We start from the raw sequence: 22,676 nt of genomic DNA on the forward strand, positions 1-22,676 counted from the left end.
AGGCGCGGCCTGAGGAGAGAAGTGCATGACGCAAGTCACGGTGAAACAACTGGCCGATGAGGTCAAAACACCGGTAGAGCGCCTGTTGCAGCAGATGCGTGAGGCAGGTCTGCCGCACACCGCCGCCGAGGAACATGTGAGCGACAGTGAGAAGCAATCGTTGCTGACTCACTTGAAAAGCAGCCACAAGGCGAAAGTGGAAGAACCGCGCAAGATTACATTGCAGCGCAAAACAACCAGCACCCTGCGGGTGGCTGGTAGCAAGAGCATCAGCGTTGAAGTGCGTAAGAAGAAAGTCTTCGTACAGCGCAGCCCGGAAGAAATCGAAGCCGAGCGCAAACGCGAGATGGACGAACGTCGCGCAGTAGAAAATGCTGCACGTCAGAAGGCTGAAGAAGAAGCCAAGCGTCGCGCCGAAGAAGAAGCGCGTCGCCAGCCTGCTGCTGCGCAACCTGCTGGTACTGACGCAGTCGCTGCGCCTAGCGCGCCTGTAGAAGCTGTGCGTGAGGCCGCTCCGGTTGCCGCTGCACCAGCGCCTGCTGCTGACGCTCGCAAGCGCGACGAACCTCGTCGTCCGGACAAACCACGTGCCGACGATAACAATCGTCGTAGCGGCGGTGGCGATGGCGAGCGTAAAAACGCTCCACATCGTGCTTCGGTCAAAGAGAAAGCGCCTGCTCCGCGCGTTGCCCCACGGACTACCGACGAAGAAAGCGATGGCTTCCGTCGTGGTGGTCGCGGCAAGGCCAAGCTGAAGAAACGCAACGCCCACGGTTTCCAGAGCCCAACCGGCCCTGTCGTGCGTGAAGTGAAGATCGGCGAGACCATCACTGTTGGCGATCTCGCTCAGCAGATGTCGGTCAAGGCTGCTGAAATCATCAAGTTCATGTTCAAGCTGGGTACTCCAGCCACCATCAACCAGGTACTGGACCAGGAAACTGCCCAGCTGGTTGCTGAAGAGCTGGGCCACAAAGTGACCCTGGTCAGCGACACCGCCCTGGAAGATTCCCTGGCCGAGTCCCTGAAGTTTGAAGGTGAAGCGGTTTCCCGTGCTCCAGTCGTGACCGTCATGGGCCACGTTGACCACGGTAAGACTTCCCTGCTCGACTACATCCGTCGTGCCAAGGTTGCAGCGGGCGAAGCCGGCGGCATTACCCAGCACATCGGTGCCTACCACGTTGAAACCGACCGTGGCATGGTGACGTTCCTCGACACCCCTGGTCACGCCGCGTTTACCGCCATGCGTGCCCGTGGTGCCAAGGCGACCGACATCGTGATCCTGGTGGTTGCAGCGGACGACGGCGTGATGCCGCAAACCATCGAAGCCGTTCAGCATGCTAAAGCAGCTGGCGTGCCGCTGGTGGTTGCCGTGAACAAAATCGACAAGCCGGGCGCTGATCTCGATCGCATCCGTAGCGAACTGTCGGTTCATGGCGTGACTTCCGAAGAGTGGGGTGGCGACACTCCATTCGTACCGGTCTCGGCGAAGATGGGTACCGGCGTTGACGAACTGCTCGAAGCAGTCCTGTTGCAAGCCGAGGTCCTGGAACTGACCGCTACCCCATCGGCTCCTGGCCGTGGTGTTGTGGTTGAATCCCGCCTCGACAAGGGCCGTGGCCCGGTTGCGACCGTTCTGGTTCAAGACGGTACCCTGCGCCAAGGCGACATGGTGCTGGTCGGTTCGAACTACGGCCGTGTACGTGCCATGCTCGACGAGAACGGCAAGCCAATCAAGGAAGCCGGTCCAGCCATCCCTGTCGAGATTCTCGGCCTGGACGGTACCCCGGACGCTGGCGACGAGATGAGCGTAGTTGCCGACGAGAAGAAAGCCCGTGAAGTGGCTCTGTTCCGTCAAGGCAAGTTCCGCGAAGTCAAGCTGGCCCGTGCTCACGCCGGCAAGCTGGAAAACATCTTCGAGAACATGGGCCAGGAAGAGAAGAAGACGCTTAACATCGTCCTCAAATCTGACGTCCGTGGTTCCCTCGAAGCGTTGAACGGCGCCTTGAACGGCCTGGGTAACGACGAAGTGCAAGTGCGTGTTGTCGGTGGCGGTGTCGGTGGTATCACCGAATCCGACGCCAACCTGGCACTGGCTTCCAACGCTGTACTGTTCGGCTTCAACGTGCGTGCCGATGCTGGCGCACGGAAGATCGTCGAGCAGGAAGGCCTGGACATGCGTTACTACAACGTCATCTACGACATCATCGAAGACGTCAAGAAAGCCCTCACCGGCATGCTTGGCAGTGACGTTCGGGAAAATATCCTGGGTGTCGCCGAAGTCCGTGACGTGTTCCGTTCGCCGAAGTTTGGCGCGATCGCCGGTTGCATGGTTATCGAAGGTACTGTGCACCGTAACCGTCCAATCCGTGTACTGCGTGAAGACATCGTTATCTTCGAAGGCGAGCTGGAATCCCTGCGCCGCTTCAAGGATGACGCTTCCGAAGTACGTGCCGGCATGGAATGCGGTATTGGCGTCAAGAGCTACAACGACGTCAAGCCTGGCGACAAGATCGAAGTCTACGAGAAGGTTCAGGTTGCTCGCAGCCTCTAACTCGCGCACTTCAGGAGCCACGCCGCGTGTGGGCATGCAAATGCCCCGCGCAGTGTCCGGACTCTAAACGCAACGCCCGGTCTGGCTTTTGTCAGGCCGGGCGTTTGCCGCTTTCAGACCCCACGGGTTTCACCGTGTGGCAGTAACAGGTAACAAGACATGGCAAAAGAATACAGCCGTACCCAACGTATCGGCGATCAGATGCAGCGCGAGCTGGCCCAACTGATCCGTCGCGAAGTCAAAGACCCGCGCGTTGGCCTGGTCACCATCACCGCTGTTGAAGTGAGCCGTGACGTCGGTCACGCCAAGATCTTCATCACCGTGATGGGTCAGGACAACAGCGAAGAAATCGCGCAAAGCATCAAGGTGCTCAACTCCGCTGCAGGTTTCCTGCGTATGCAGTTGGCCCGTGAGATGAAGCTGCGCAGCGTGCCCCAGTTGCACTTCCACTACGACGAAAGCGTCGTGCGTGGTGCGCACCTGTCGGCCCTGATCGAGCGCGCCGTGGCTGAAGACAATCAGCATCCGTCCACACCTGAAGACGCCAAGGAGTAAGCGGTGGCTCAGGTCAAACGTATCCGTCGTAACGTCAGCGGCATCATCCTGCTCGACAAGCCCATTGGTTTTACCTCCAATGCGGCGTTGCAGAAGGTCCGCTGGCTGCTCAATGCCGAAAAGGCCGGGCACACTGGTAGCCTCGACCCCCTGGCTACTGGCGTGTTGCCATTGTGCTTTGGCGAGGCCACCAAGTTCTCGCAATACCTGCTCGATTCGGACAAGGGTTACGAAACCCTTATGCAGCTGGGCAAGACCACCACCACGGCAGACGCCGAAGGTGATGTTCTGCAGGTTCGCGACGTGACCGTTGGTCGTGCAGATATCGAGGCTGCCTTACCCGCTTTTCGTGGGCAAATCAGTCAGATACCGCCGATGTACTCGGCTCTCAAGCGTGATGGCCAGCCTCTTTACAAGCTGGCACGTGCGGGCGAAGTAGTGGAGCGTGAACCGCGTTCTGTTACTATTGCGCGCTTGGAATTGCTCGCCTGTGAAGGCGACACCGCCCGCTTGGCCGTGGACTGCAGCAAAGGCACCTATATCCGTACCCTGGTGGAAGATATTGGTGAACAGCTCGGTTGCGGCGCGTACGTTGCAGAACTGCGACGCACCCAGGCTGGCCCTTTCACCCTGGCCCAGACGGTCACGTTGGAAGAGTTGGAAGCTGTACATGCCGAAGGCGGCAATGAAGCAGTTGATCGCTTCCTGATGCCATCGGACAGCGGTTTGCTGGATTGGCCATTGCTGCACTTCTCGGAACACAGCGCGTTCTACTGGCTCAACGGCCAGCCGGTCCGCGCACCGGATGCTCCGAAGTTCGGCATGGTGCGGGTACAAGATCATAACGGTCGCTTTATCGGTATCGGTGAAGTGAGCGAAGACGGGCGCATCGCGCCGCGTCGGCTGATTCGGTCAGAATGACCGAACGAGTGTGGCTGTTAACAGGCACGGTCAACACTCATTTTTAGATACAGGGATTTGTCCCTGGCCTGTTGAAACTGCCCTTTGGGTGGTTTCCTGAAAAAAGGATTGCCTCATGGCTCTCGACGTTCAAGAAAAAGCACAAATCGTAGCTGACTATCAGCAAGCTGTTGGTGACACTGGTTCGCCAGAAGTGCAAGTTGCACTGCTGACCCACAACATCAACAAGCTGCAGGGTCACTTCAAGGCCAACGGTAAAGATCACCACTCCCGTCGTGGTCTGATCCGCATGGTAAACCAGCGCCGTAAGTTGCTGGACTACCTGAAAGGCAAGGATCTGGGCCGTTACCAGGCTCTGATCGGTCGCCTGGGTCTGCGTCGCTAATCAGCGATTGCGCTAGAGGTTGGTTGTTTGCCGTGTGTCAGTGGGTTTCCCGCTGGCCCATGGCAGGCTCCCAGCCTCAAGTTTTATCTGGATACACGTTTTACCCTGGACAAGGGTTGGGCCGATTCCCGACATTGCCCAAGAATTTCGCAAGAAGACAAGTTCCCCAAGAGCCACAAAGAAGGTAGGACACCGTGAACCCGGTAATCAAAAAATTCCAGTTCGGTCAGTCGACCGTTACCCTCGAGACAGGCCGTATTGCCCGTCAAGCCTCCGGCGCAGTGCTGGTCACCGTTGACGACGACGTTACCGTATTGGTAACCGTTGTAGGCGCCAAGACCGCTGACCCAAGCAAAGGCTTCTTCCCTCTTTCCGTTCACTACCAGGAAAAGACTTACGCTGCCGGTAAGATCCCTGGTGGTTTCTTCAAGCGCGAAGGCCGTCCTTCCGAGAAAGAAACCCTGACTTCCCGACTGATCGACCGTCCGATCCGTCCGCTGTTCCCAGAAGGCTTCATGAACGAAGTGCAGGTTGTCTGCACCGTCGTTTCCACCAGCAAGAAGACCGATCCGGACATCGCTGCGATGATCGGCACCTCGGCTGCCCTGGCCATCTCCGGTATTCCTTTCGATGGCCCGATCGGCGCAGCTCGCGTTGCTTTCCACGAAAGCACCGGCTACCTGCTGAACCCAACTTACGAACAACAGAAAGCTTCGAGCCTGGACATGGTCGTTGCCGGTACTTCGGAAGCCGTGTTGATGGTTGAATCGGAAGCCAAAGAGCTGACCGAAGACCAGATGCTGGGCGCTGTACTGTTTGCTCACGACGAGTTCCAGGTTGTGATCAACGCTGTTAAAGAACTGGCTGCCGAAGCCGCCAAGCCGACCTGGACCTGGGCTCCTCAGCCAGAAGCCACTGAACTGCTGGGCGCTATCCGCTCCGAGTTCGGTGCTGCGATCTCCGACGCCTACACCATCACCATCAAGGCCGACCGTTACGCTCGCCTGGGTGAACTGAAGGATCAGGTTGTTGCCAAGCTGTCCGGTGAAGAAGGCCAGCCTTCTTCCAGCGAAGTCAAAGCAGCCTTCGGCGAAATCGAATACCGCACCGTTCGCGAAAATATCGTTAACGGCAAGCCACGTATTGACGGTCGCGACACCCGCACCGTACGTCCGCTGAATATTGAAGTCGGCGTTCTGCCGAAGACCCACGGTTCGGCCCTGTTCACCCGTGGTGAAACCCAGGCCCTGGTAGTCGCGACTCTGGGTACTGCCCGTGACGCACAACTGCTGGACACCCTGGAAGGCGAGAAAAAAGACCCGTTCATGCTTCACTACAACTTCCCTCCGTTCTCGGTAGGTGAGTGTGGTCGCATGGGGGGTGCTGGTCGCCGCGAAATCGGTCACGGCCGCCTGGCCCGTCGTTCGATTGCAGCCATGCTGCCTGCCGCCGACGTGTTCCCGTACACCATCCGTGTGGTGTCGGAAATCACCGAGTCCAACGGTTCCAGCTCCATGGCTTCCGTTTGCGGTGCTTCCCTGGCATTGATGGACGCTGGTGTGCCGATGAAGGCGCCAGTTGCCGGTATCGCCATGGGTCTGGTTAAAGAAGGCGAGAAGTTCGCCGTCCTGACCGACATCCTGGGTGACGAAGACCACCTCGGCGACATGGACTTCAAAGTAGCCGGTACCGCCAAAGGTGTTACCGCGCTGCAGATGGACATCAAGATCAAGGGCATCACCGAAGAAATCATGGAAATCGCTCTGGGCCAAGCCCTGGAAGCGCGCCTGAACATCCTCGGCCAGATGAACCAGATCATTGGTCAGTCCCGCACCGAGCTGTCGGAAAATGCTCCGACCATGATCGCGATGAAAATCGACACCGACAAAATCCGTGATGTCATCGGTAAAGGCGGCGCGACCATCCGTGCGATCTGTGAAGAAACCAAGGCTTCGATCGACATCGAAGACGACGGTTCGATCAAGATCTTCGGCGAAACCAAGGAAGCGGCTGAAGCTGCACGCCAGCGCGTCCTGGGCATCACCGCTGAAGCCGAGATCGGCAAGATCTACGTCGGTAAGGTTGAGCGCATCGTCGACTTCGGCGCGTTCGTCAACATCCTGCCGGGCAAGGACGGTCTGGTTCACATCTCCATGCTGAGCGATGCTCGCGTAGAGAAAGTGACCGACATCCTGAAAGAAGGCCAGGAAGTGGAAGTGCTGGTACTGGACGTGGACAACCGCGGCCGTATCAAGCTGTCCATCAAGGACGTAGCAGCAGCCAAGGCTTCGGGCGTTTAATTACTCCCAGGCTTTACGCTGAAAAAGAGGACTCTTCGGAGTCCTTTTTTTTGGGCTGCAGGAAAGTGAAGGTAAATCAGCCGTTTAGCCCAGGACAAAAGCCGCAACTTGCATGCAGGCACGATGGGCTTCATGCAAGTTGCACGATTCTGAATTTCGACAAAAAACATAAGCTATTGAATTTAAAGGTTTTTATTCTTATGCGAAAGTTGGCACAGCGCCTGCAACAGTACTGGTAACCCTGCAGCATTAACGTTGAAACGCTGCAGACCTTCGAAAAAACAGGAGTTACTCGTATGAAGAAGTTCGCTATCGCTGCTGCAACTGCCACCGCGCTGACCCTGACCATGGCTAACGTTGCGTTCGCCCAAACTTCCCAGGCTCCAATGGTTGTAGCCGCCGGTGAAGTGGACAAGGCCAAAGAAGCGACCACCGATACCTGGATCACCACTAAAGTCAAAGCTGACCTGGTTACCGAGAAAGGCATTCCTGGCACCGACATCAAAGTCGAAACCAACAAAGGTGTGGTCTCCCTGTCCTCCACTGTTGCTGTGACTGATGCACAAAAGGAAATGGCAGTAGCCATCGCCAAGAAAATCAAAGGCGTTAAAGCTGTATCGGCCGACGGCCTGAAAGCAGAGTAACGCGCAACGACTCGACTGGACTTAGGCAAGGCGGCCACGAGCGAGGCAGATATCCGCTCAATGCACCTTACAGGTTCATGCGACCGACCACAGGGATGTGGTCACTACGGGCCCCGACACTTGTGTCGGGGCCCGTTTTATTGTGGCGGGGAATACATGTCTGCGGATTATGCAGATCAAGTGTGGGAGCAGGCAGCCAGCTCCCACACTTTGGACTTATGGTGCCGGTAGTTACTCGGCATCCAGGTGCATTGGCGTAATTACCCGGCCATCTTTCTCGGCCTGGCCGAGGCTGGCATCAATGAAGTACACCCGATCGTCTTCCAACTGGCCCTTGTCGACCAGATAGTCCTTGATTGCACTCGCGCGGTCCTGGCCCAGTTTGCGTAGCAGCACATCACTGCCGCTCCAGAACTTGATCACGCCGTCGCGCAGCTTCGCCGAGCGCTCATCGCTGCCCAGGTCTTTCCACTCAGCCGGTGGCTGTTGCTTCAAGCGGGTGCGATAGATGCCTTCGAGCAGTGGCGCCTTTTCCTTTTCCGGTACTACAAGCAATGACGCCTGGGCCGGGACTTTATCGCCACGGCGCTGGAGTATCTTGTAGTAGTTGTACTGATACTCACGCTCAAGCCGCTCGGCGGCCAGGAACGGACCATCGCTGCTGGCTGCCGCAGTGCCTTCGATTTCCAGGCGCAGGGCAGGGCGCTCCTTGAGGGCTTTGGCGAGGCTGTTGAGGGCCGACTCGGCGTCTTTGCTCAGGGCGCTGGAGCCTGCGGCGAACGACACGTTGCCCAGGTCTTGCGAGCCTCCACCGGTCACCAGCCCGCCAATGAACTTGAACGGCGCCGTTGCCGCGCGCACTACCAGGTTGCGCAGGGTCTGCCAGACGATCGGCATCACACTGAACTGCGGGTTGTTCAAGTCGCCGGTCACCGGCAACTCGATGGAGATCTTGCCGTCAGTGTCCTTGAGCAGGGCAATTGCCAGGCGAATCGGCAGGTCCACCGCGTCCGCGCTGTCGACTTTCTCGCCCAGTTGCAGTTGCTCTACCACCACCTTGTTCTCGGCCTTCAACTGGCCCTTGGTGATCACGTAGTGCAGGTCCAGGTTGAGCCGGCCCTTACGGATACGGAACCCGGCAAACTTGCCCGAGTACGGTGTCAGGGTGGTCAGCTCGACGCGTTTGAAGCTGGTGGCGATGTCCAGCGCGGCCATCGGGTCAAACGGGTTGACGCTGCCCTTGATCGTCACGGGTGCATAGCGGTCAACCTTACCCTTGATGTCCACGCTGGCGGGTTTGGCCTGGCGGCTGTCGATGGTGCCGATCTGGCCATTGAGTTGCTGGATCGCCGTGGCAAAGTTCGGTGTCAGGCTGAAGTCGGCAAAGTTGGCCGAGCCGTCATTGATCGCGATCTGCCCGATACGGATGCCCAGGGGTTTTTCATTGCTCGCGCTGGATTTGGCCGTCGATTTGGCGCCACGGTCGGCCGGCTGTGGGATCAGCAGGTCATCGACGTTGGTGGTGCGATCATCGTTGATCATAAAGCGCGCATAGGGTTGCAGCAGGTTGATCTTGTCGATCGACAGGCTGTTGCCGTGCTGGTAGTTCAAGCCTTCCACCACCAGCCGCTGCCACTTGAGGAAGTCGCGGGTCTTGAGCGTGTCCAGGGTGTGCAACTGATCCACTTGGGCGCGGCCGGTGATCTGCAGCGCGAGGGGTTCGGTGCTCTTGAGGTTCACATCGAGGTTGCTGCCGAGCATGCCGCTGCGCAGTTCCAGGCGGATAAAGGGGCTGATATAGGACTGGGCAACCCGCAGGTCGATATCCTTGGTGTCGACTTTCAACTTGGCGCTGACCGGGTTCAGGTTGACCTGGCCGCTCGCCTGGATCTTGCCCTGCTTGCCCAGGCCACTGTCGATCTTGAGGGTGAAGGGGCTTTGATTGAGGCTGTCGAAGTCTTGTACATCGACATTCAGCGGGCCCAGCTCCAGGGCCACCGCAGGTTTTACCTGGCGATCAGCCAAGTGCACCTGATAGTTACGCAGTTGCACATCCTTGAGCAGCACTTGCCAAGGCCTGCTCGGCGCTGTCGGCTCGGCTTTTGGCGAATCGGCCGTGGCGGGAGCGCTTGTTGGCTCAGGCTTGGTAGCCGGCTTGCTCGGCTGGCTGGCGAACAGTTTCTGCCAGTCCAGTTGGCCATCGGCTTCACGGGCGGCCCAGGTTTCGAGCTTGTTACTGCGGATTTTGCCCACGATCACTTGCTGCTTGGCCAGGTCGATCGAGGTTTCGCTGACATCCAGGCGCTCCAGGCGGGCCAGTGGCCGGCCATCCGGGGCCTTGATCGCGAACGGCGCGATGCTCGCCGAGACGTTGGTCAGGTTCAGTTCGGTTTCTTTGGCCAGGTTCAGCTTGTAGTCGGTACTGAAATTAAGGGTGCCATCTTCCAGGACCAGGGGCACGGCGTCCCGCACATAGGGCCACCAGACTTTCATCTTGCCATCTGTGACCTTCAACTTACCCTCAGAGGCGATCGGCACCAGGCTGAAGTTGCCGGTCCAGTCGATCTGCCCGCCCTCGGGGCCTGCGGCGACCAGGGTCATGTCGGCATTGTCTTCGGGCAGGGTGCTGAGGTTTTTCAGCTCGAAGTCGAGTTTGTCGTAGAGGAACTCGATAGGCTCGCTGGGGCGCACGTCTTCGAAGTGCACGTAACCGCTCGCCAGCTTGATGCGTTCGATGCGCAGCGGGAACGGTTTGCTTTCGGGGTCATCGGGGGTCGGTTCGCTCGGCGGCAACTTGAACAGCTGCGCCAGGTTGAGGGTACCGGTCTTGTCGAAGAGGATTTCGGTCTTCGGCTTGTCCAACTGCACATCGGCCAGGTGCAGGGCGCGGGTCCAGAGGCTGTCGATCTGCAGGTTGGCGTAGAGGCGTTCAAAGCCCACCTGTTCCTTGCCCGGCTCACCGATTTTCAGGCCCCAGAGGGTCAGTTCCAGGCTGAACGGGTTGAGCTCGATACGCTCGATACGGGCCGGCACGGTAGCGTAATTGGCCAACTGTTGGTTGGTCACGCGAAGCGCAATACCGGGCAGAATCAAAAAGCCCAGCAAGCTGTAGAGTGCAAGGGCGGTCAGCAAGGCGCCTGTGGCGCGAATCAATCCTTTGGGCATGGGTGACGCCATCTATGTCGATCAGGAGTGCCTTGGAGTATGGCACGGGTTTACGGTTCCGAAGAACCGCGCCTTTATTACGCCAGACAGGTTCTTTCAGGGCAATCCTACAACTGCAGGATCAGGGTCTTCAGCGGCGGCTGCTGGTCTTGTGAGGGAAAGTCAGCGCCGGGTGTCATCACTGTCCAGTCGCGTACGGGGCGGCCAGCCTTTTCAGCACAGCGCAAGACCTGCTCGCGCCAGTCATCCATGCTGACCTTTGCCAGGTTGTTGCAGCAGATCAGTACACCGTTTTGCGCGGTGGCCAGCAATGCCGGCTTGAGCAGGCTCTGGTAGTCACGCAACAGGTCCACGGTACCAAAGGCGCTCTTGGCCCAGGCGGGTGGGTCGAGCAGCACCAGGTCATATTGACGTTGCTCCAGGCGCGGGTAGCTCGGCAGTTTTTGCCCGCGACGCTGGGTGATCGGCAGCCCGGCCAGTTGGCGGATTGCCGGGAAGTAATCGGACTGTACAAACGTCATGGCTGGCAGTTGCGGGTTCAACTCGCCGTTTTCGCGACCGACTGCCAGGTTGCCCTCGGCGAAGTCCAGGTTGCACACCTCGCGGGCCCCGCCGGCCGCTGCACTGAGGCCGACGCCGCAGGTGTAGGCAAACAGGTTCAGCACGCTTTTGCCGGCACTGTGCGCCTTGACCCAGCCGCGGGTATTGCGCAGGTCCAGGAACAGCAGCGGGTCCTGCCCCGGGTGGCGACCGCGCACGCGATAGTTCAGGCCCCATTCGTGGCCAACCAGGTCTTCCAGGGCCGCAGGTTCGGCGCGGTACACCGTGTCTTCGCGGTCGATACGCGAGTTGCCTCGGGAGCGGTCGTTATAGACCAGCAGCAACTCCAGGCCCAGGTACTGGTTGATCATCAGGTGCAATTGCAGGAGCGCATCGCTGTCCAGGGACTGGTGAAAGCTCTGCACCATCAATTGCGGGCCGTAACGGTCGATGGTCAGGCCCCCCGCGCCTTCCTGGCTGCCATGAAACAGCCGATAGCAATCGGTGCCTTGGGCATGCAGCTCGGCGAGCAGGTCTTGGCGGTGATCGAGGGCGGCGCGCAGCGCCTGATTCAGGGACGACATGGAGCGCGCCTTGCTGGGGAATTTAAGCGCGCAAGTTTAACAGCTCCTGTGGGCGTCGGCTTGCCGGCGATGGCGCGGGTGCAGGTCGATCAGTATCGCGGGCAGGCCAGGTGCCACAGGGTGTGTGTCGTTACAGCAGGCCCATCCGCCTGTGGGCCCGTTGCACCGAACCATTGCGCATCGCCCAGCGCAGCAGCGGCGCGCTGCGCCTGACCCCGGCGCGGATCAGTTGGCGTTGCAGCGGGCTTTGCTGTTGACCCAGCATGTCACCCGCCCAGTCCGGTAGCAGGTCGATCCCGGCCTGCATCATCAGCGCCCCGAACGGCTTGGCCAGGGCGCTGGGAGCCGGGGCATCGAGCAACAGGCGCAGTACTTCGCGGCTGCGTTCGTCACACAGCAGTTGTGGGCGAATACGTTGCAGGTAATCAGCAATTTCCTGCCTTGAACGCGGCACGTGGCGAGCCCCCAGTTGTTCGGCGACCAGGGCAATCTCGCTGTAATACCGATCCTGGTCTCTGGGCGATAGATCCGGGTTTTTGTAGCGCAAATGCGCCGCCAGAAAGCTGCTGACTTCGGCGACGTGAACCCAGGTCAGCAATTCAGGATCACTGGCCGCGTAGGGGCGCCCGTCAGGTGCGTGCCCGACCACTTGCAGGTGGATGGTGCGCACCTTTTCGATCAGCCATAACGCGTCGCGGCGCGAGCCAAACGTAGTACCGGAAATAAACTGCGAAGTGCGGCGCAAACGCCCAAGCATGTCCTGGCGAAAATTCGAATGGTCCCACACGCCGGCCAGCGCCAGGGGATGAAGCGCCTGCAACATCAAGGCGCTGATACCCCCGATCAGCATGCTGCTGAAGTCACCATGGACCTTCCAGCTCACCGAGTCCGGGCCGAACAGCCCTGGGTCGCCCTTGGGGCTTTCCAGGTCCAGATTGCCCAGGGACAGCCCCGTCAGGCTCATCAGTTGGGATTCGATACGGTTGCGCAGAAATTCCATGGTGGCTTGGGGGTTCCTATCGGTTCAGGCGCTTGTCGATCAGGCCGTCGACCACGCTCGGATCGGCCAGGGTCGAGGTATCGCCCAGGCTGTCCAGTTCGTTGCAGGCGATCTTGCGCAGGATACGCCGCATGATCTTGCCTGAACGGGTTTTCGGCAAGGCCGGCGCCCATTGGATCAGCTCCGGCTTGGCAAAGCCGCCGATTTCCTTGCTGACCAGGTCCAGCAGGTGTTTTTTCAGCGCATCGCTGGGCTCGACGCCATTCATCGGTGTGACAAACGCATAGATGCCCTGGCCCTTGAGGTCATGGGGATAGCCGACGACGGCAGCCTCGGCCACTTTGTCATGCAGCACCAGCGCGCTTTCCACCTCGGCGGTGCCGATGCGATGGCCGGAGACGTTGATCACGTCATCAATACGCCCGGTGATCCAGTAGTCGCCATCCTCGTCGCGCCGCGCACCGTCGCCGGTAAAGTAGTAGCCGGGGTAGGGCTTGAAGTAGGTGTCGATCATCCGCTGCGGGTCGCCATACACGCTGCGGATCTGCCCCGGCCAACTGGCTTTGATCGCCAGGACGCCGCTGCCGGCGCCGCTGATTTCCTTGCCCTGCTCGTCGAGCAATACCGGCTGCACCCCAAACATCGGCTGGGTCGCGCAGCCGGGCTTGATGCGCTGGGCGCTGACCAGCGGGCTGAGCATGATGCCGCCGGTCTCGGTCTGCCACCAGGTATCGACAATCGGGCAGCGCTGCTCGCCGACGGCATTGAAATACCACTCCCAGGCTTCCGGGTTGATCGGCTCGCCGACACTGCCGAGCAATCTCAGGCTGGCCCTGGACGTACTTTCCAGCGGGCCATGACCCTCGCGCATCAAGGCCCGCAGGGCGGTGGGCGCGGTGTAGAAAATATTCACCTGATGTTTATCGATCACCTGCCAGAAGCGCGAGCTGTCCGGGTAACTCGGCACACCCTCGAACATCAGGGACGTGGCGCCATTGGCCAGCGGCCCGTACACGATATAGCTATGGCCCGTGACCCAGCCGACATCGGCGGTGCACCAGAACACTTCGCCCTCGCGATAATCGAGCACGTATTTGAAGGTCATCGCCGCTTGCAGCAGATAGCCGCCGGTGGTGTGCAGCACGCCCTTGGGCTTGCCGGTACTGCCGGAGGTATAGAGGATAAACAGCGGGTCTTCGGCAGCCATCGGCTCGGGCGGACATGCGTCGCTGACCGCTTCCACCGCCTGTTGATACTTGAGGTCGCGCCCTTCAGTCCAGGCTACGGGCGCACCGGTTCGTTCCACCACCAGCACCGTCGTGACATTCGGACAGCTGGCCAGGGCCTTGTCGACATTCTGTTTCAGCGCCACCGGTTTACCGCCGCGTACGCCTTCATCGGCGGTGATCACGGTGCGGCAGTCGGCATCCAGGATACGGTCGCGCAGGGCATCCGGTGAGAACCCGCCAAACACCACGGAATGCACCGCACCAATCCGCGTGCAGGCCAGCATCGCGTAGGCGGCTTCCGGAATCATCGGCATGTAGATACACACCCGGTCGCCTTTTTTCACGCCACGGCTTTTCAGCACATTGGCCAGGCGGCTGACGTTTTGGTGAAGTTGGCGGTAGGTGATTTTGGAAGATTTTGCAGGATCATCGCCTTCCCAGATAAAGGCCGGCTGATCGGCGCGTTGCGCCAGGTGACGGTCAATGCAGTTGTAGCTGACGTTCAACTGGCCACCGGCAAACCACTGCGCGGCGCCGGTGTTGATATCGCAGTGCTGGACGGTCTGCCAGGGCGTGATCCAGTCGAGCAGCGCCTTGGCCTGTTCGGCCCAGAACGTATCGGGGTGTTCGATGGATTGCCGATAGAGGCGCTGGTAGCCCTCTTGACTGAGTTGCGCGCCCCGGCGCACTGCATCGGCATGGGGAAACTGGCTGATATCGAACATTAGGGATCCCTCTTCTTGTTATAGAGACAAGAGTTCAAGGCTGGTCCCTGGGGGAGCTGGCAAGCCAGCTCCCCCAGGGGGCGCTTGTGCAGGTTCAATCCCTGATTGTAGTGCCGATCACATCAACCGCGGTGACGACCACGGAAGTAGTTGATCAAGCCTTGGGTCGAGGCATCGTCGGCCAAGGTTTCCTCGGCGCCCGTCAGGCGGTTGTAGACGCCCTTGCCCAGTTCCTTGCCCAGCTCCACGCCCCATTGGTCAAAGGCGTTGATGCCCCAGATGACGCTTTGTACGAATACTTTGTGTTCATACATCGCCACCAGCGCGCCCAGACGGCGCGGGCTGATCCGCTCCACCACCAGGGTGTTGCTCGGGCGGTTGCCCGGGATCACCTTGTGCGGCGCCAGCTTTTGTATTTCGTCTTCGGCCATGCCTTTGTCACGCAACTCTGCTTCGGCTTCGCTGCGGGTTTTGCCGAGCATCAGCGCCTGGCTCTGGGACAGGCAGTTGGCATACAGCCACTGATGGTGGTCGGAGACCGGGTTGAAGCTGACGATCGGCACAATGAAGTCGGCCGGGATCAACTGGGTGCCCTGGTGCAGCAACTGGTGGTACGCGTGCTGACCGTTGCAGCCCACGCCGCCCCAGATAACCGGGCCAGTATCGGTGGAAACCGGCGTGCCGTCCTGGCGTACGCTCTTGCCGTTGGATTCCATGTCCAACTGTTGCAAGTGCTTGGTGATGTTACGCAGGTAGTGGTCGTACGGCAGGATCGCGTGGCTCTGGGCGCCCCAGAAGTTGCCGTACCACACACCCAGCAGGCCCAGCAGCACCGGCATGTTTGCCTCGAACGGCGCGGTCTGGAAGTGCTGGTCCATGGTGTAGGCACCCGACAGCAGTTCCTTGAAGTTGGACATGCCAATGGCCAGGGCGATTGGCAAGCCGATGGCCGACCACAACGAGTAACGGCCGCCGACCCAATCCCACATCGGGAAGATGTTCTCTTCACGGATACCGAAGGCCACGGCCGCCGCGTTGTTGCTCGACACGGCGATAAAGTGGCGATACAGCTCGGCTTCCGAGCCACCCTGGGCCAGGTACCAGGCGCGGGCGGCCTGGGCGTTTTTCAGGGTTTCCAGGGTGTTGAAGGACTTCGACGAGACGATAAACAGCGTGGTCTCGGCGCGCAGCTTCTGGGTTAGCTCGTGGAATTCACTGCCATCGATATTCGCCAGGTAGTGGCAGCGCACGCCTTTATGGGCGTAGGACAACAGTGCCTCGGAGACCAGCTCTGGGCCGAGGAACGAACCGCCGATGCCGATGTTGACCACGTCGGTGATCGGCTTCTCGGTGTAGCCACGCCACAGGCCGTCATGGATGCGGCCCACCAGGTCGGTGATCTGGTTCAGCACCTTGTGCACGTCGGGCATGATATTGGTGCCGTTGACCGACAACTTGTCGCCCACCGGGCGGCGCAGTGCGGTGTGCAGCGCCGGACGACCTTCCGAAGAGTTGACCGGCTCGCCATCGAACAGCGCCTTGATTGCGCTTTTGAGATCGACTTCGTTGGCCAGGCCCACCAGCAGGTCGCGGGTTTCAGGGGTAATCAGGTTTTTCGAGTAATCGAGGAAAAGTCCGCAGCTGCTCAACGTGAACTGGGTAAAGCGCTGGGGATCGGCATTAAACGCTTCGCGCATGCTGAAATCCTGCATGGCTTGGCGATGTTGATTGAGCGCTTGCCAGGCGGGCAGAGCGGTAACGTCATGAGGGGTGCGGTAATACGCCATCGCTGCGGGTTTCCTTTTTATTACTGGGACTGCTTTTAGGACACTTCTAAACCCGGAACATCCAGTTTTGTATCAAGGTTTGGGTTCCAGACAGCGCTAACTATAACGCCGGGCGATTACATTAAACCTAGCGTGTCGATATGTCTTGGCTTTGTCTGCGCGCAAGCCGGTACTTTTTTATACCGGGGCCTGGGAGGCGCTAAAAACTGAATGTGGGAGCGAGCTTGCCCGCGATGGTGCTGGGTCAGCGACAAATACATCGACTGACCGTCCGCCATCGAGGGCAAGCCCGCTCCCACATGGGGAGATTGCCAGGCTTAAGCGCTGAGGTTGAGGTGCAGGTTGTCGATCAACCGTGTTGCGCCCAGGTACGCGGCGACCAGGATCACCACATCACGATCCTCGGCGGTTGCCGGACGCAGGTGCTGGCCCTGGCAGACTTCCAGGTAGTCCATGCGCAGGCCGGCGGCCTCGATGTGCTGGACCTGCTCGGCCCGCAGCTTGGCGAAGTCGCGGTCGCCGTTTTCAATGGCGGTGGCGATATGACGGAGGCTGCGGTACAGCACCGGGGCGATGGCGCGCTGTTCTTCAGTCAGGTAACCGTTGCGCGAGGACAGCGCCAGGCCGTCCTCGGCGCGCACGGTGGGCTCGCCAATGATCTGGATCGGCATGTTCAGGTCGCGCACCATGGCGCGGATCACCGCCAGTTGCTGGTAGTCCTTTTGCCCGAACACCGCCAGGTCGGGCTGGACCATGTTGAACAGTTTGCTCACCACCGTCGCCACGCCCTCGAAGTGACCCGGGCGGCTGGCGCCGCACAGGCCTTCGGACAGTTGCGGCACGCTGACCCGGGTCTGCACCGTCATGCCGTCGGGGTACATCTCGTCGACGGTGGGGGCGAACAGCAGGTTGCAGCCCGCCACCAGCAGCTTTTCCTGGTCGGCGGCCAGAGTGCGCGGGTACTTGTCCAGGTCTTCACCGGCGCCAAACTGCAGTGGGTTGACGAAAATGCTCGCCACCACGAAGTCGGCTTGTTCGGCGGCGCGTGTCACCAGCGTAGCGTGGCCGGCATGCAGGTTGCCCATGGTCGGCACGAAGCCAATGCGCTTGCCGGCGTTACGCGCGTGAGTGACGGCGGCCCGCAGTTCGCGCAGGGTTTTTACGGTGTTCATGCAGAGAATCCGTGTTCGAGGCCAGGGAAGGTAACGGCTTTGACTTCAGCCACATAGGCGCTCAGCGCGGCCTGGATGTTGTCCTGGCCGGTCATGAAGTTCTTCACGAATTTGGGGGCGCGGCCGGTGAGGTTCAGGCCGAGCATGTCATGCAGCACCAGGACCTGGCCGTCGGTCGCGCTGCCGGCGCCAATGCCGATCACCGGGATTTTCACCGCCTGGGTGATTTCTTCCGCCAGTTCGCTAGGCACGCACTCGAGCACAATCATTGCAGCGCCGGCCTGCTCCAGGGCGATGGCGTCGGCCCGCATCTGCCGGGCTTGGGCTTCATTACGGCCCTGGACCTTGTAGCCACCCAGGATATTGACGGACTGTGGAGTGAGGCCCATGTGTGCGCATACCGGAACGCCGCGTTCAGCCAACAATCGGATCGACTCGGCAAGCCACAAGGCACCTTCGACCTTGATCATATGTGCCCCGGCCTGCATCAGCTTGCCGGCGTTCTGGAAGGTCTGCTCAAGCGTTGCGTACGCCATGAACGGCAGGTCGGCGATGATAAAGGCGCCTTCGTTACCGCGCTTGACGCTGGCGGTGTGGTAGGCAAGTTCATCGGTGGTGACGGGGAGGGTGCTGTCATTCCCTTGAAGAACCATGCCCAGGGAGTCGCCCACCAGTAACACCTCGACCCCGGCCTGGCAGCAAGCCTGGGCGAACGTGGCGTCATAGCAGGTCAGCATGGTGATTTTTTCACCCTTGAGTTTGAGGCTCTGCAAGGTGGTCAGGGTAATGTCTGGCATGAAAAGGGTCCTCGTTCAGGCGCTTGGAAACAGCGAGTAACGCGCGTGAGTCTTCGTTTATACAGGCGCACTTTCTTCAGAGCAGTGCTTATAAGGCCTGGATTGCGCCCTTCAGCGCCGGGTTGGCGGCAGCGGGACGCCTATAGTCGTGAGGAGGACTCTGGAAGTCAATTGGATGTGTTACCGCATTGTTACGAGCGGGGTGTTACCGCTGTTACTGATGCGATTCAGCAGGTAAAAGGCGTGCTCGGCCAGCGCCCACAGGGCTTGAGTCAAGCAGGAGGCAGGCGTTCCAGGCCGACGAATGGGCATTGATCGAGCAGATCACTGAGTAGGCGGCCGTCAGGCAGTTGCAAAGTGGCCGGTGCCAGTTCGGCAAGTGGATACAACACAAAAGCCCTTAGATGCATCTGGTAATGAGGCACCTTGAGGTGCGGCTCATCAATCAGGCGATCGCCAAACAGCAGGATATCCAAGTCCAGGGTGCGCGGGCCCCAACGCTCAAGGCGTTCGCGACCCTGGTCGTTCTCGATGGCTTGCAGCGCATCCAGCAGTTCCAGTGGCGCGAGGGTGCTGTTCAGCGCCGCCACCGCATTGGTATAGCGGGGCTGGCCGGGAAGCAGGGAATCACTTTGGTAGAAGGCAGAAACACCGACGAATGTGGTGTTCGGCAACTGCGCCAACGCCTCGATGGCGTTGCGCAATTGCTGTTGCGGGGCAGCGAGGTTGCTGCCCATGCCGATGTAGATACGCTCCACGGTGCTTATTCGCCAGAGGTATCGGCGGCACTGCGCTTGCGTTTGCTACCGCTGCTGCGGCGGCGCTTTTTCGGGCCGTCGCCAGTGGGTTCGCCTTTGCTGCTCAGTTCACGAATCATCTCGCGACGTTCGCTGTCATTGGCGTCCTGGTAGTCGGTCCACCATTCGCCCAGGCCATCAGTCTGCTCGCCGGCGCTTTCACGCAGCAGCAGGAAGTCATAGCCGGCACGGAAGCGCGGGTTGTCCAGCAGCAGGTCGGCACGTTTGCCACTGCGCCGTGGCAGGCGTTCCTGCATGTCCCAGATCTCGCGGATCGGCATGGTGAAGCGCTTGGGGATTGCGATGCGCTGGCATTGCTCGGCGATCAACTCGTGCGCGGCTTCCTGCATCGCTGGAATCGGCGGCATGCCACGGTTCTGCAGGCGCAGCACGCGGGCGGGCAGCGCCGGCCAGAGCAGGGCGGCAAACAGGAATGCCGGGGTCACCGGTTTGTTCTGTTTGATCCGCAGGTCAGTGTTGATCAACGCTTCACTGATCAGCGTGTGGGTGTACGTGGGGTTGTGCTCCAGTGCATCGGCGCTGGCCGGGAACAGTGGGTCGAACAACTGCAGGTCCACCAGCATTTCGAAGGTGTCGGCGGCATGCCCGGAAAGGAACAGCTTGAGCACTTCCTCGAACAGGCGTGCCGAAGGGATTTCCCGCAGCATCGGCGCCAGCTCGCGAATCGGCGCGGCCGTATGTTTCTCGATGCCGAAGTTCAGCTTGGCGGCAAAGCGCACGGCCCGCAGCATGCGCACCGGGTCTTCCTGGTAGCGCTGCGTAGGGTCGCCGATCAGGCGGATCAGGTGGTTGCGAATATCGTGTACGCCGTTGGCGTAATCGAGGATGCGCTCGCTGACCGGATCGTAATAGAGGGCATTGATGGTGAAGTCGCGGCGTTGCGCGTCTTCTTCCAGGGTGCCGTACACATTGTCCCGCAGGATGCGTCCGCTTTCGTTGCGGGAAGACTGGTTGCTGTCTTCCTCTTCATCGTTTTGCGGGTGGCCTGCTCGGAAGGTGGCGACCTCGATGATCTCGCGACCAAAGTGGATATGCACCAACTTGAAGCGCCGACCGATGATCCGCGCGTTGCGAAACTCGGCGCGCACTTGTTCAGGCGTGGCGCTGGTGGCGACGTCGAAATCCTTGGGAGTGATGTTGAGCAACATGTCGCGCACACAACCACCGACCAGGTAGGCCTGGTAGCCAGCGTTCTGCAGGCGTTCGACGATGTTCACCGCATAACGGCTGAACTGGGCGCGCTGCAGCGAATGTTGATTGCTGTTGAGCACTTCAGGCGTGCTGCGAATGTGTTGCGTACGACGCAAGGGGGAACGGAATGACTGGAACAACTTCTTCAGCATGGGATGCACTGTTTGAAGGAATGTTCGGCCATAACGAAGAATGACCGCATGATGGGCCGGGATTCTAGCATTTAGTCAGGGGATGGTGTAGGAACTAGCTGCAAGCGTTGAGCCAGATGCTTAAATAAGCCGGTGCGGCGCTCAAATCGCAGAAACTACAAGGGGAGCCGAAGCTCCCCCAGAAAGTAGTTGCGTGCTCTATTTTTATTATTGGTTTCGGGCTTCTTGTTTTTGTTGATCGCCCTCGCCATGAGATTTGACCTTCATGACACTCCCAATCGGGAGTCAAGAGCAAACGGATTGCTTTGGTCGCTGTGTTGCGATGATCAATGATCCAACCAGTTCAGGCTCTGCCTTAGGGCAGTTTTTGTTGTTCTCGGCCTGGTTGCGGGGCAAGCCCCAAATGCAACGCCTCTCCAAAAGAATCAGTTAGCTGCGCCTCCGCCGTGTTGTTTTTATTGTGCGTGAGTCGATTCGTCTTATTTTTATTGTGTGTGTACGGTGCTTTTTATTGTTCTTGTACTAAGCATATAGCAGGGTGCGTGCCAACTTTTGCGAGCCCCAGCAAAATCAGGGGGATGGCCGGGTTTTGGGTGTTTGGCAGGCGAAAAAAAGCCGGGGCTTCGTTACCGTAAGCCCCGGCTTTTTGTTACGTGAATATCTGAGGTAACAGTTTTTTCACGTTTGGGGTGTTACCCAATGTGAGTTGACCTCAGCTTTCGCTGGCAACCCCGGTCTTGCGCCGTGGAATGCCCAGGCGCTGGCGCCGTTCCCACAGGCACTTGCGGCTGACACCCAGTTTGCGCGCCAGTTCGGTCTCGGTCATATGGTCCTGGTGCTCCAGGACGAAGTGCTGGAAGTAGTCTTCCAGGGACAAGTCTTCTGTAGGCTCATGGCTGGTGTTACTGCCGCCCTGTTGTGGTGCCAGGCCAATGAAGTCGTCATCGTCCAGGTCACTCAGTTCGATATCAATGCCCAGCAGCTCGGCGGAGATCTGCGGGCTCTCCGAAAGAATCACAGCCCGCTCCACGGCGTTTTCCAGCTCGCGCACGTTACCTGGCCACGAATAGTGGCGGATAGCTTGCTCGGCGTCGGCCGCAAACGTCAGGTCGGTACGGTTGACGCGCGCGCTCTGGCGCAACAGGAATGCATTGGCAATCTCGTTGACGTCGGCACCGCGTTCGCGCAGGGCCGGCAGCTTGAGGGCGATTACGTGCAGGCGGTAATACAGGTCTTCGCGGAACTGGCCGATTTTCGCCAGGCTCTTCAGGTCCCGGTGAGTCGCGGCGATCAGGCGCACATCGACTTTTTGTGACTGCACCGAGCCGACCCGGCGAATCTCGCCCTCCTGCAATACGCGCAGCAGGCGTGCCTGGGCTTCCAGGGGCAGCTCACCGATTTCGTCGAGGAACAGCGTGCCGCCGTCCGCCGCTTCCACCAGGCCGGCGCGTCCGGCGCTGGCGCCGGTAAAGGCACCTTTCTCGTGGCCGAACAGTTCGGATTCGATCAAGGATTCGGGGATTGCCGCGCAGTTCACCGAGATCATCGGGGCCTTGGCGCGTTTGGACAGGTTGTGCAGGGCGCGGGCCACCAGCTCTTTGCCGGTGCCGGACTCGCCCTGGATCAGGACATTGGAGTCCGTGGGCGCAACCTTGCGGATCTTGACGTACAGGTCCTGCATGGGCGGGCAGGAGCCGATGATGCCGATCTCACCATTGCTGTTGTCGACCCCGGGTTTGTCGCTGGCGGTCTTGCCGGCCGGCCGTTCCGCCGGGGCACTGTTGGTCGACTGGCGGTCACGCAGGATGCGCGCCACGGCCTGGAGCATTTCGTCGTGGTCGAAGGGCTTGGCGATGTAGTCCACCGCGCCCATCTTCATGGAGTCTACGGCCGAGCGCAGGCTGGCATAGCTGGTCATGATCAGCACCGGCGTGCCCTGGCCCAGCTTGATCAGTTCGGTACCGGGCGCGCCAGGCAGGCGCAGGTCACTGACAATCAGGTCGAATGTGGGAATGCTGAAACGCTCTTGGGCTTCCTGCACCGAGCCGGCTTCGCTGACCTGGTACTGATTACGTTCAAGCAGGCGACGCAAGGCAGAGCGGATAATGGTTTCGTCTTCGACGATCAAAATGTGCGGCATTGATTCAATTCTCTCGACGG

General features: G+C 59.8%; 16 protein-coding genes. 6 read left to right on the forward strand and 10 right to left on the reverse strand.

From position 1 onward, the window contains the following. The first annotated feature begins 25 nt into the window (after positions 1 to 25). From infB to K1X80_RS04860, 6 genes are all read left to right on the forward strand, one after another. Positions 26 to 2,551 carry a translation initiation factor IF-2 gene (gene infB / locus K1X80_RS04835; protein WP_057440169.1) on the forward strand — a complete coding sequence of 842 codons (2,526 nt, stop codon included), beginning with the start codon at positions 26 to 28 and terminating at the stop codon, positions 2,549 to 2,551. Between the two features lie 159 nt (positions 2,552 to 2,710). After that, positions 2,711 to 3,106 carry a 30S ribosome-binding factor RbfA gene (gene rbfA / locus K1X80_RS04840; protein ID WP_029298974.1) on the forward strand — a complete coding sequence of 132 codons (396 nt, stop codon included), beginning with the start codon at positions 2,711 to 2,713 and terminating at the stop codon, positions 3,104 to 3,106. Positions 3,107 to 3,109: 3 nt separating this feature from the next. Then, a complete protein-coding gene (gene truB, locus K1X80_RS04845) occupies positions 3,110 to 4,027 on the forward strand; it encodes a tRNA pseudouridine(55) synthase TruB (protein WP_003176136.1) in 918 nt (305 codons plus the stop codon). A gap of 115 nt (positions 4,028 to 4,142) precedes the next feature. Continuing rightward, entirely contained in the window at positions 4,143 to 4,412 is a 270-nt protein-coding gene (gene rpsO / locus K1X80_RS04850; protein ID WP_003176135.1) for a 30S ribosomal protein S15, read from the forward strand. Between the two features lie 194 nt (positions 4,413 to 4,606). Further along, a complete protein-coding gene (pnp, locus tag K1X80_RS04855) occupies positions 4,607 to 6,712 on the forward strand; it encodes a polyribonucleotide nucleotidyltransferase (protein WP_057960656.1) in 2,106 nt (701 codons plus the stop codon). A gap of 296 nt (positions 6,713 to 7,008) precedes the next feature. Then, positions 7,009 to 7,356, forward strand: a complete 348-nt coding sequence (locus K1X80_RS04860) for a BON domain-containing protein (RefSeq protein WP_057960655.1) — start codon at positions 7,009 to 7,011, stop codon at positions 7,354 to 7,356. 231 nt (positions 7,357 to 7,587) lie between these two features. Here the strand turns inward: K1X80_RS04860 and K1X80_RS04865 are convergent, their stop codons facing one another. From K1X80_RS04865 to K1X80_RS04910, 10 genes are all read right to left on the reverse strand, one after another. Further along, on the reverse strand, positions 7,588 to 10,521 hold the full coding sequence (locus K1X80_RS04865; RefSeq protein WP_220172692.1) for a DUF748 domain-containing protein: 2,934 nt from the start codon (positions 10,519 to 10,521) through the stop codon (positions 7,588 to 7,590). A 107-nt stretch (positions 10,522 to 10,628) separates the two neighbouring features. Beyond that, complete coding sequence (locus K1X80_RS04870; protein WP_115127382.1) at positions 10,629 to 11,645, reverse strand: class I SAM-dependent rRNA methyltransferase; 1,017 nt, start codon at positions 11,643 to 11,645, stop codon at positions 10,629 to 10,631. Positions 11,646 to 11,775: 130 nt separating this feature from the next. Next, positions 11,776 to 12,645, reverse strand: a complete 870-nt coding sequence (locus K1X80_RS04875; protein ID WP_057440165.1) for an oxygenase MpaB family protein — start codon at positions 12,643 to 12,645, stop codon at positions 11,776 to 11,778. A 16-nt stretch (positions 12,646 to 12,661) separates the two neighbouring features. Next, positions 12,662 to 14,599, reverse strand: coding sequence for an acetate--CoA ligase (gene acs, locus K1X80_RS04880; RefSeq protein ID WP_057960652.1), 1,938 nt, complete (start codon positions 14,597 to 14,599; stop codon positions 12,662 to 12,664). Positions 14,600 to 14,721: 122 nt separating this feature from the next. Then, entirely contained in the window at positions 14,722 to 16,386 is a 1,665-nt protein-coding gene (gene pgi, locus K1X80_RS04885) for a glucose-6-phosphate isomerase (RefSeq protein WP_057440163.1), read from the reverse strand. A 317-nt stretch (positions 16,387 to 16,703) separates the two neighbouring features. Next, the gene (gene panC / locus K1X80_RS04890; protein WP_057960651.1) at positions 16,704 to 17,558 is read right to left on the reverse strand and encodes a pantoate--beta-alanine ligase; all 855 of its coding nucleotides are present in this window, start codon (positions 17,556 to 17,558) and stop codon (positions 16,704 to 16,706) included. Next, complete coding sequence (panB, locus tag K1X80_RS04895) at positions 17,555 to 18,355, reverse strand: 3-methyl-2-oxobutanoate hydroxymethyltransferase (protein ID WP_057960650.1); 801 nt, start codon at positions 18,353 to 18,355, stop codon at positions 17,555 to 17,557. The genes panC and panB overlap by 4 nt, the downstream gene beginning before the upstream one ends. Before the next feature lie 272 nt (positions 18,356 to 18,627). Then, positions 18,628 to 19,113, reverse strand: a complete 486-nt coding sequence (gene folK, locus K1X80_RS04900; protein WP_128593137.1) for a 2-amino-4-hydroxy-6-hydroxymethyldihydropteridine diphosphokinase — start codon at positions 19,111 to 19,113, stop codon at positions 18,628 to 18,630. A gap of 5 nt (positions 19,114 to 19,118) precedes the next feature. Continuing rightward, on the reverse strand, positions 19,119 to 20,516 hold the full coding sequence (locus tag K1X80_RS04905) for a polynucleotide adenylyltransferase PcnB (RefSeq protein WP_057960649.1): 1,398 nt from the start codon (positions 20,514 to 20,516) through the stop codon (positions 19,119 to 19,121). Between the two features lie 712 nt (positions 20,517 to 21,228). Further along, entirely contained in the window at positions 21,229 to 22,656 is a 1,428-nt protein-coding gene (locus tag K1X80_RS04910) for a sigma-54 dependent transcriptional regulator (protein ID WP_169989894.1), read from the reverse strand. Positions 22,657 to 22,676: the final 20 nt, after the last annotated feature.

It is taken from the genome of Pseudomonas sp. So3.2b, from assembly GCF_019464415.1.
Taxonomy (GTDB): Bacteria; Pseudomonadota; Gammaproteobacteria; order Pseudomonadales; family Pseudomonadaceae; genus Aquipseudomonas; species Aquipseudomonas shahriarae.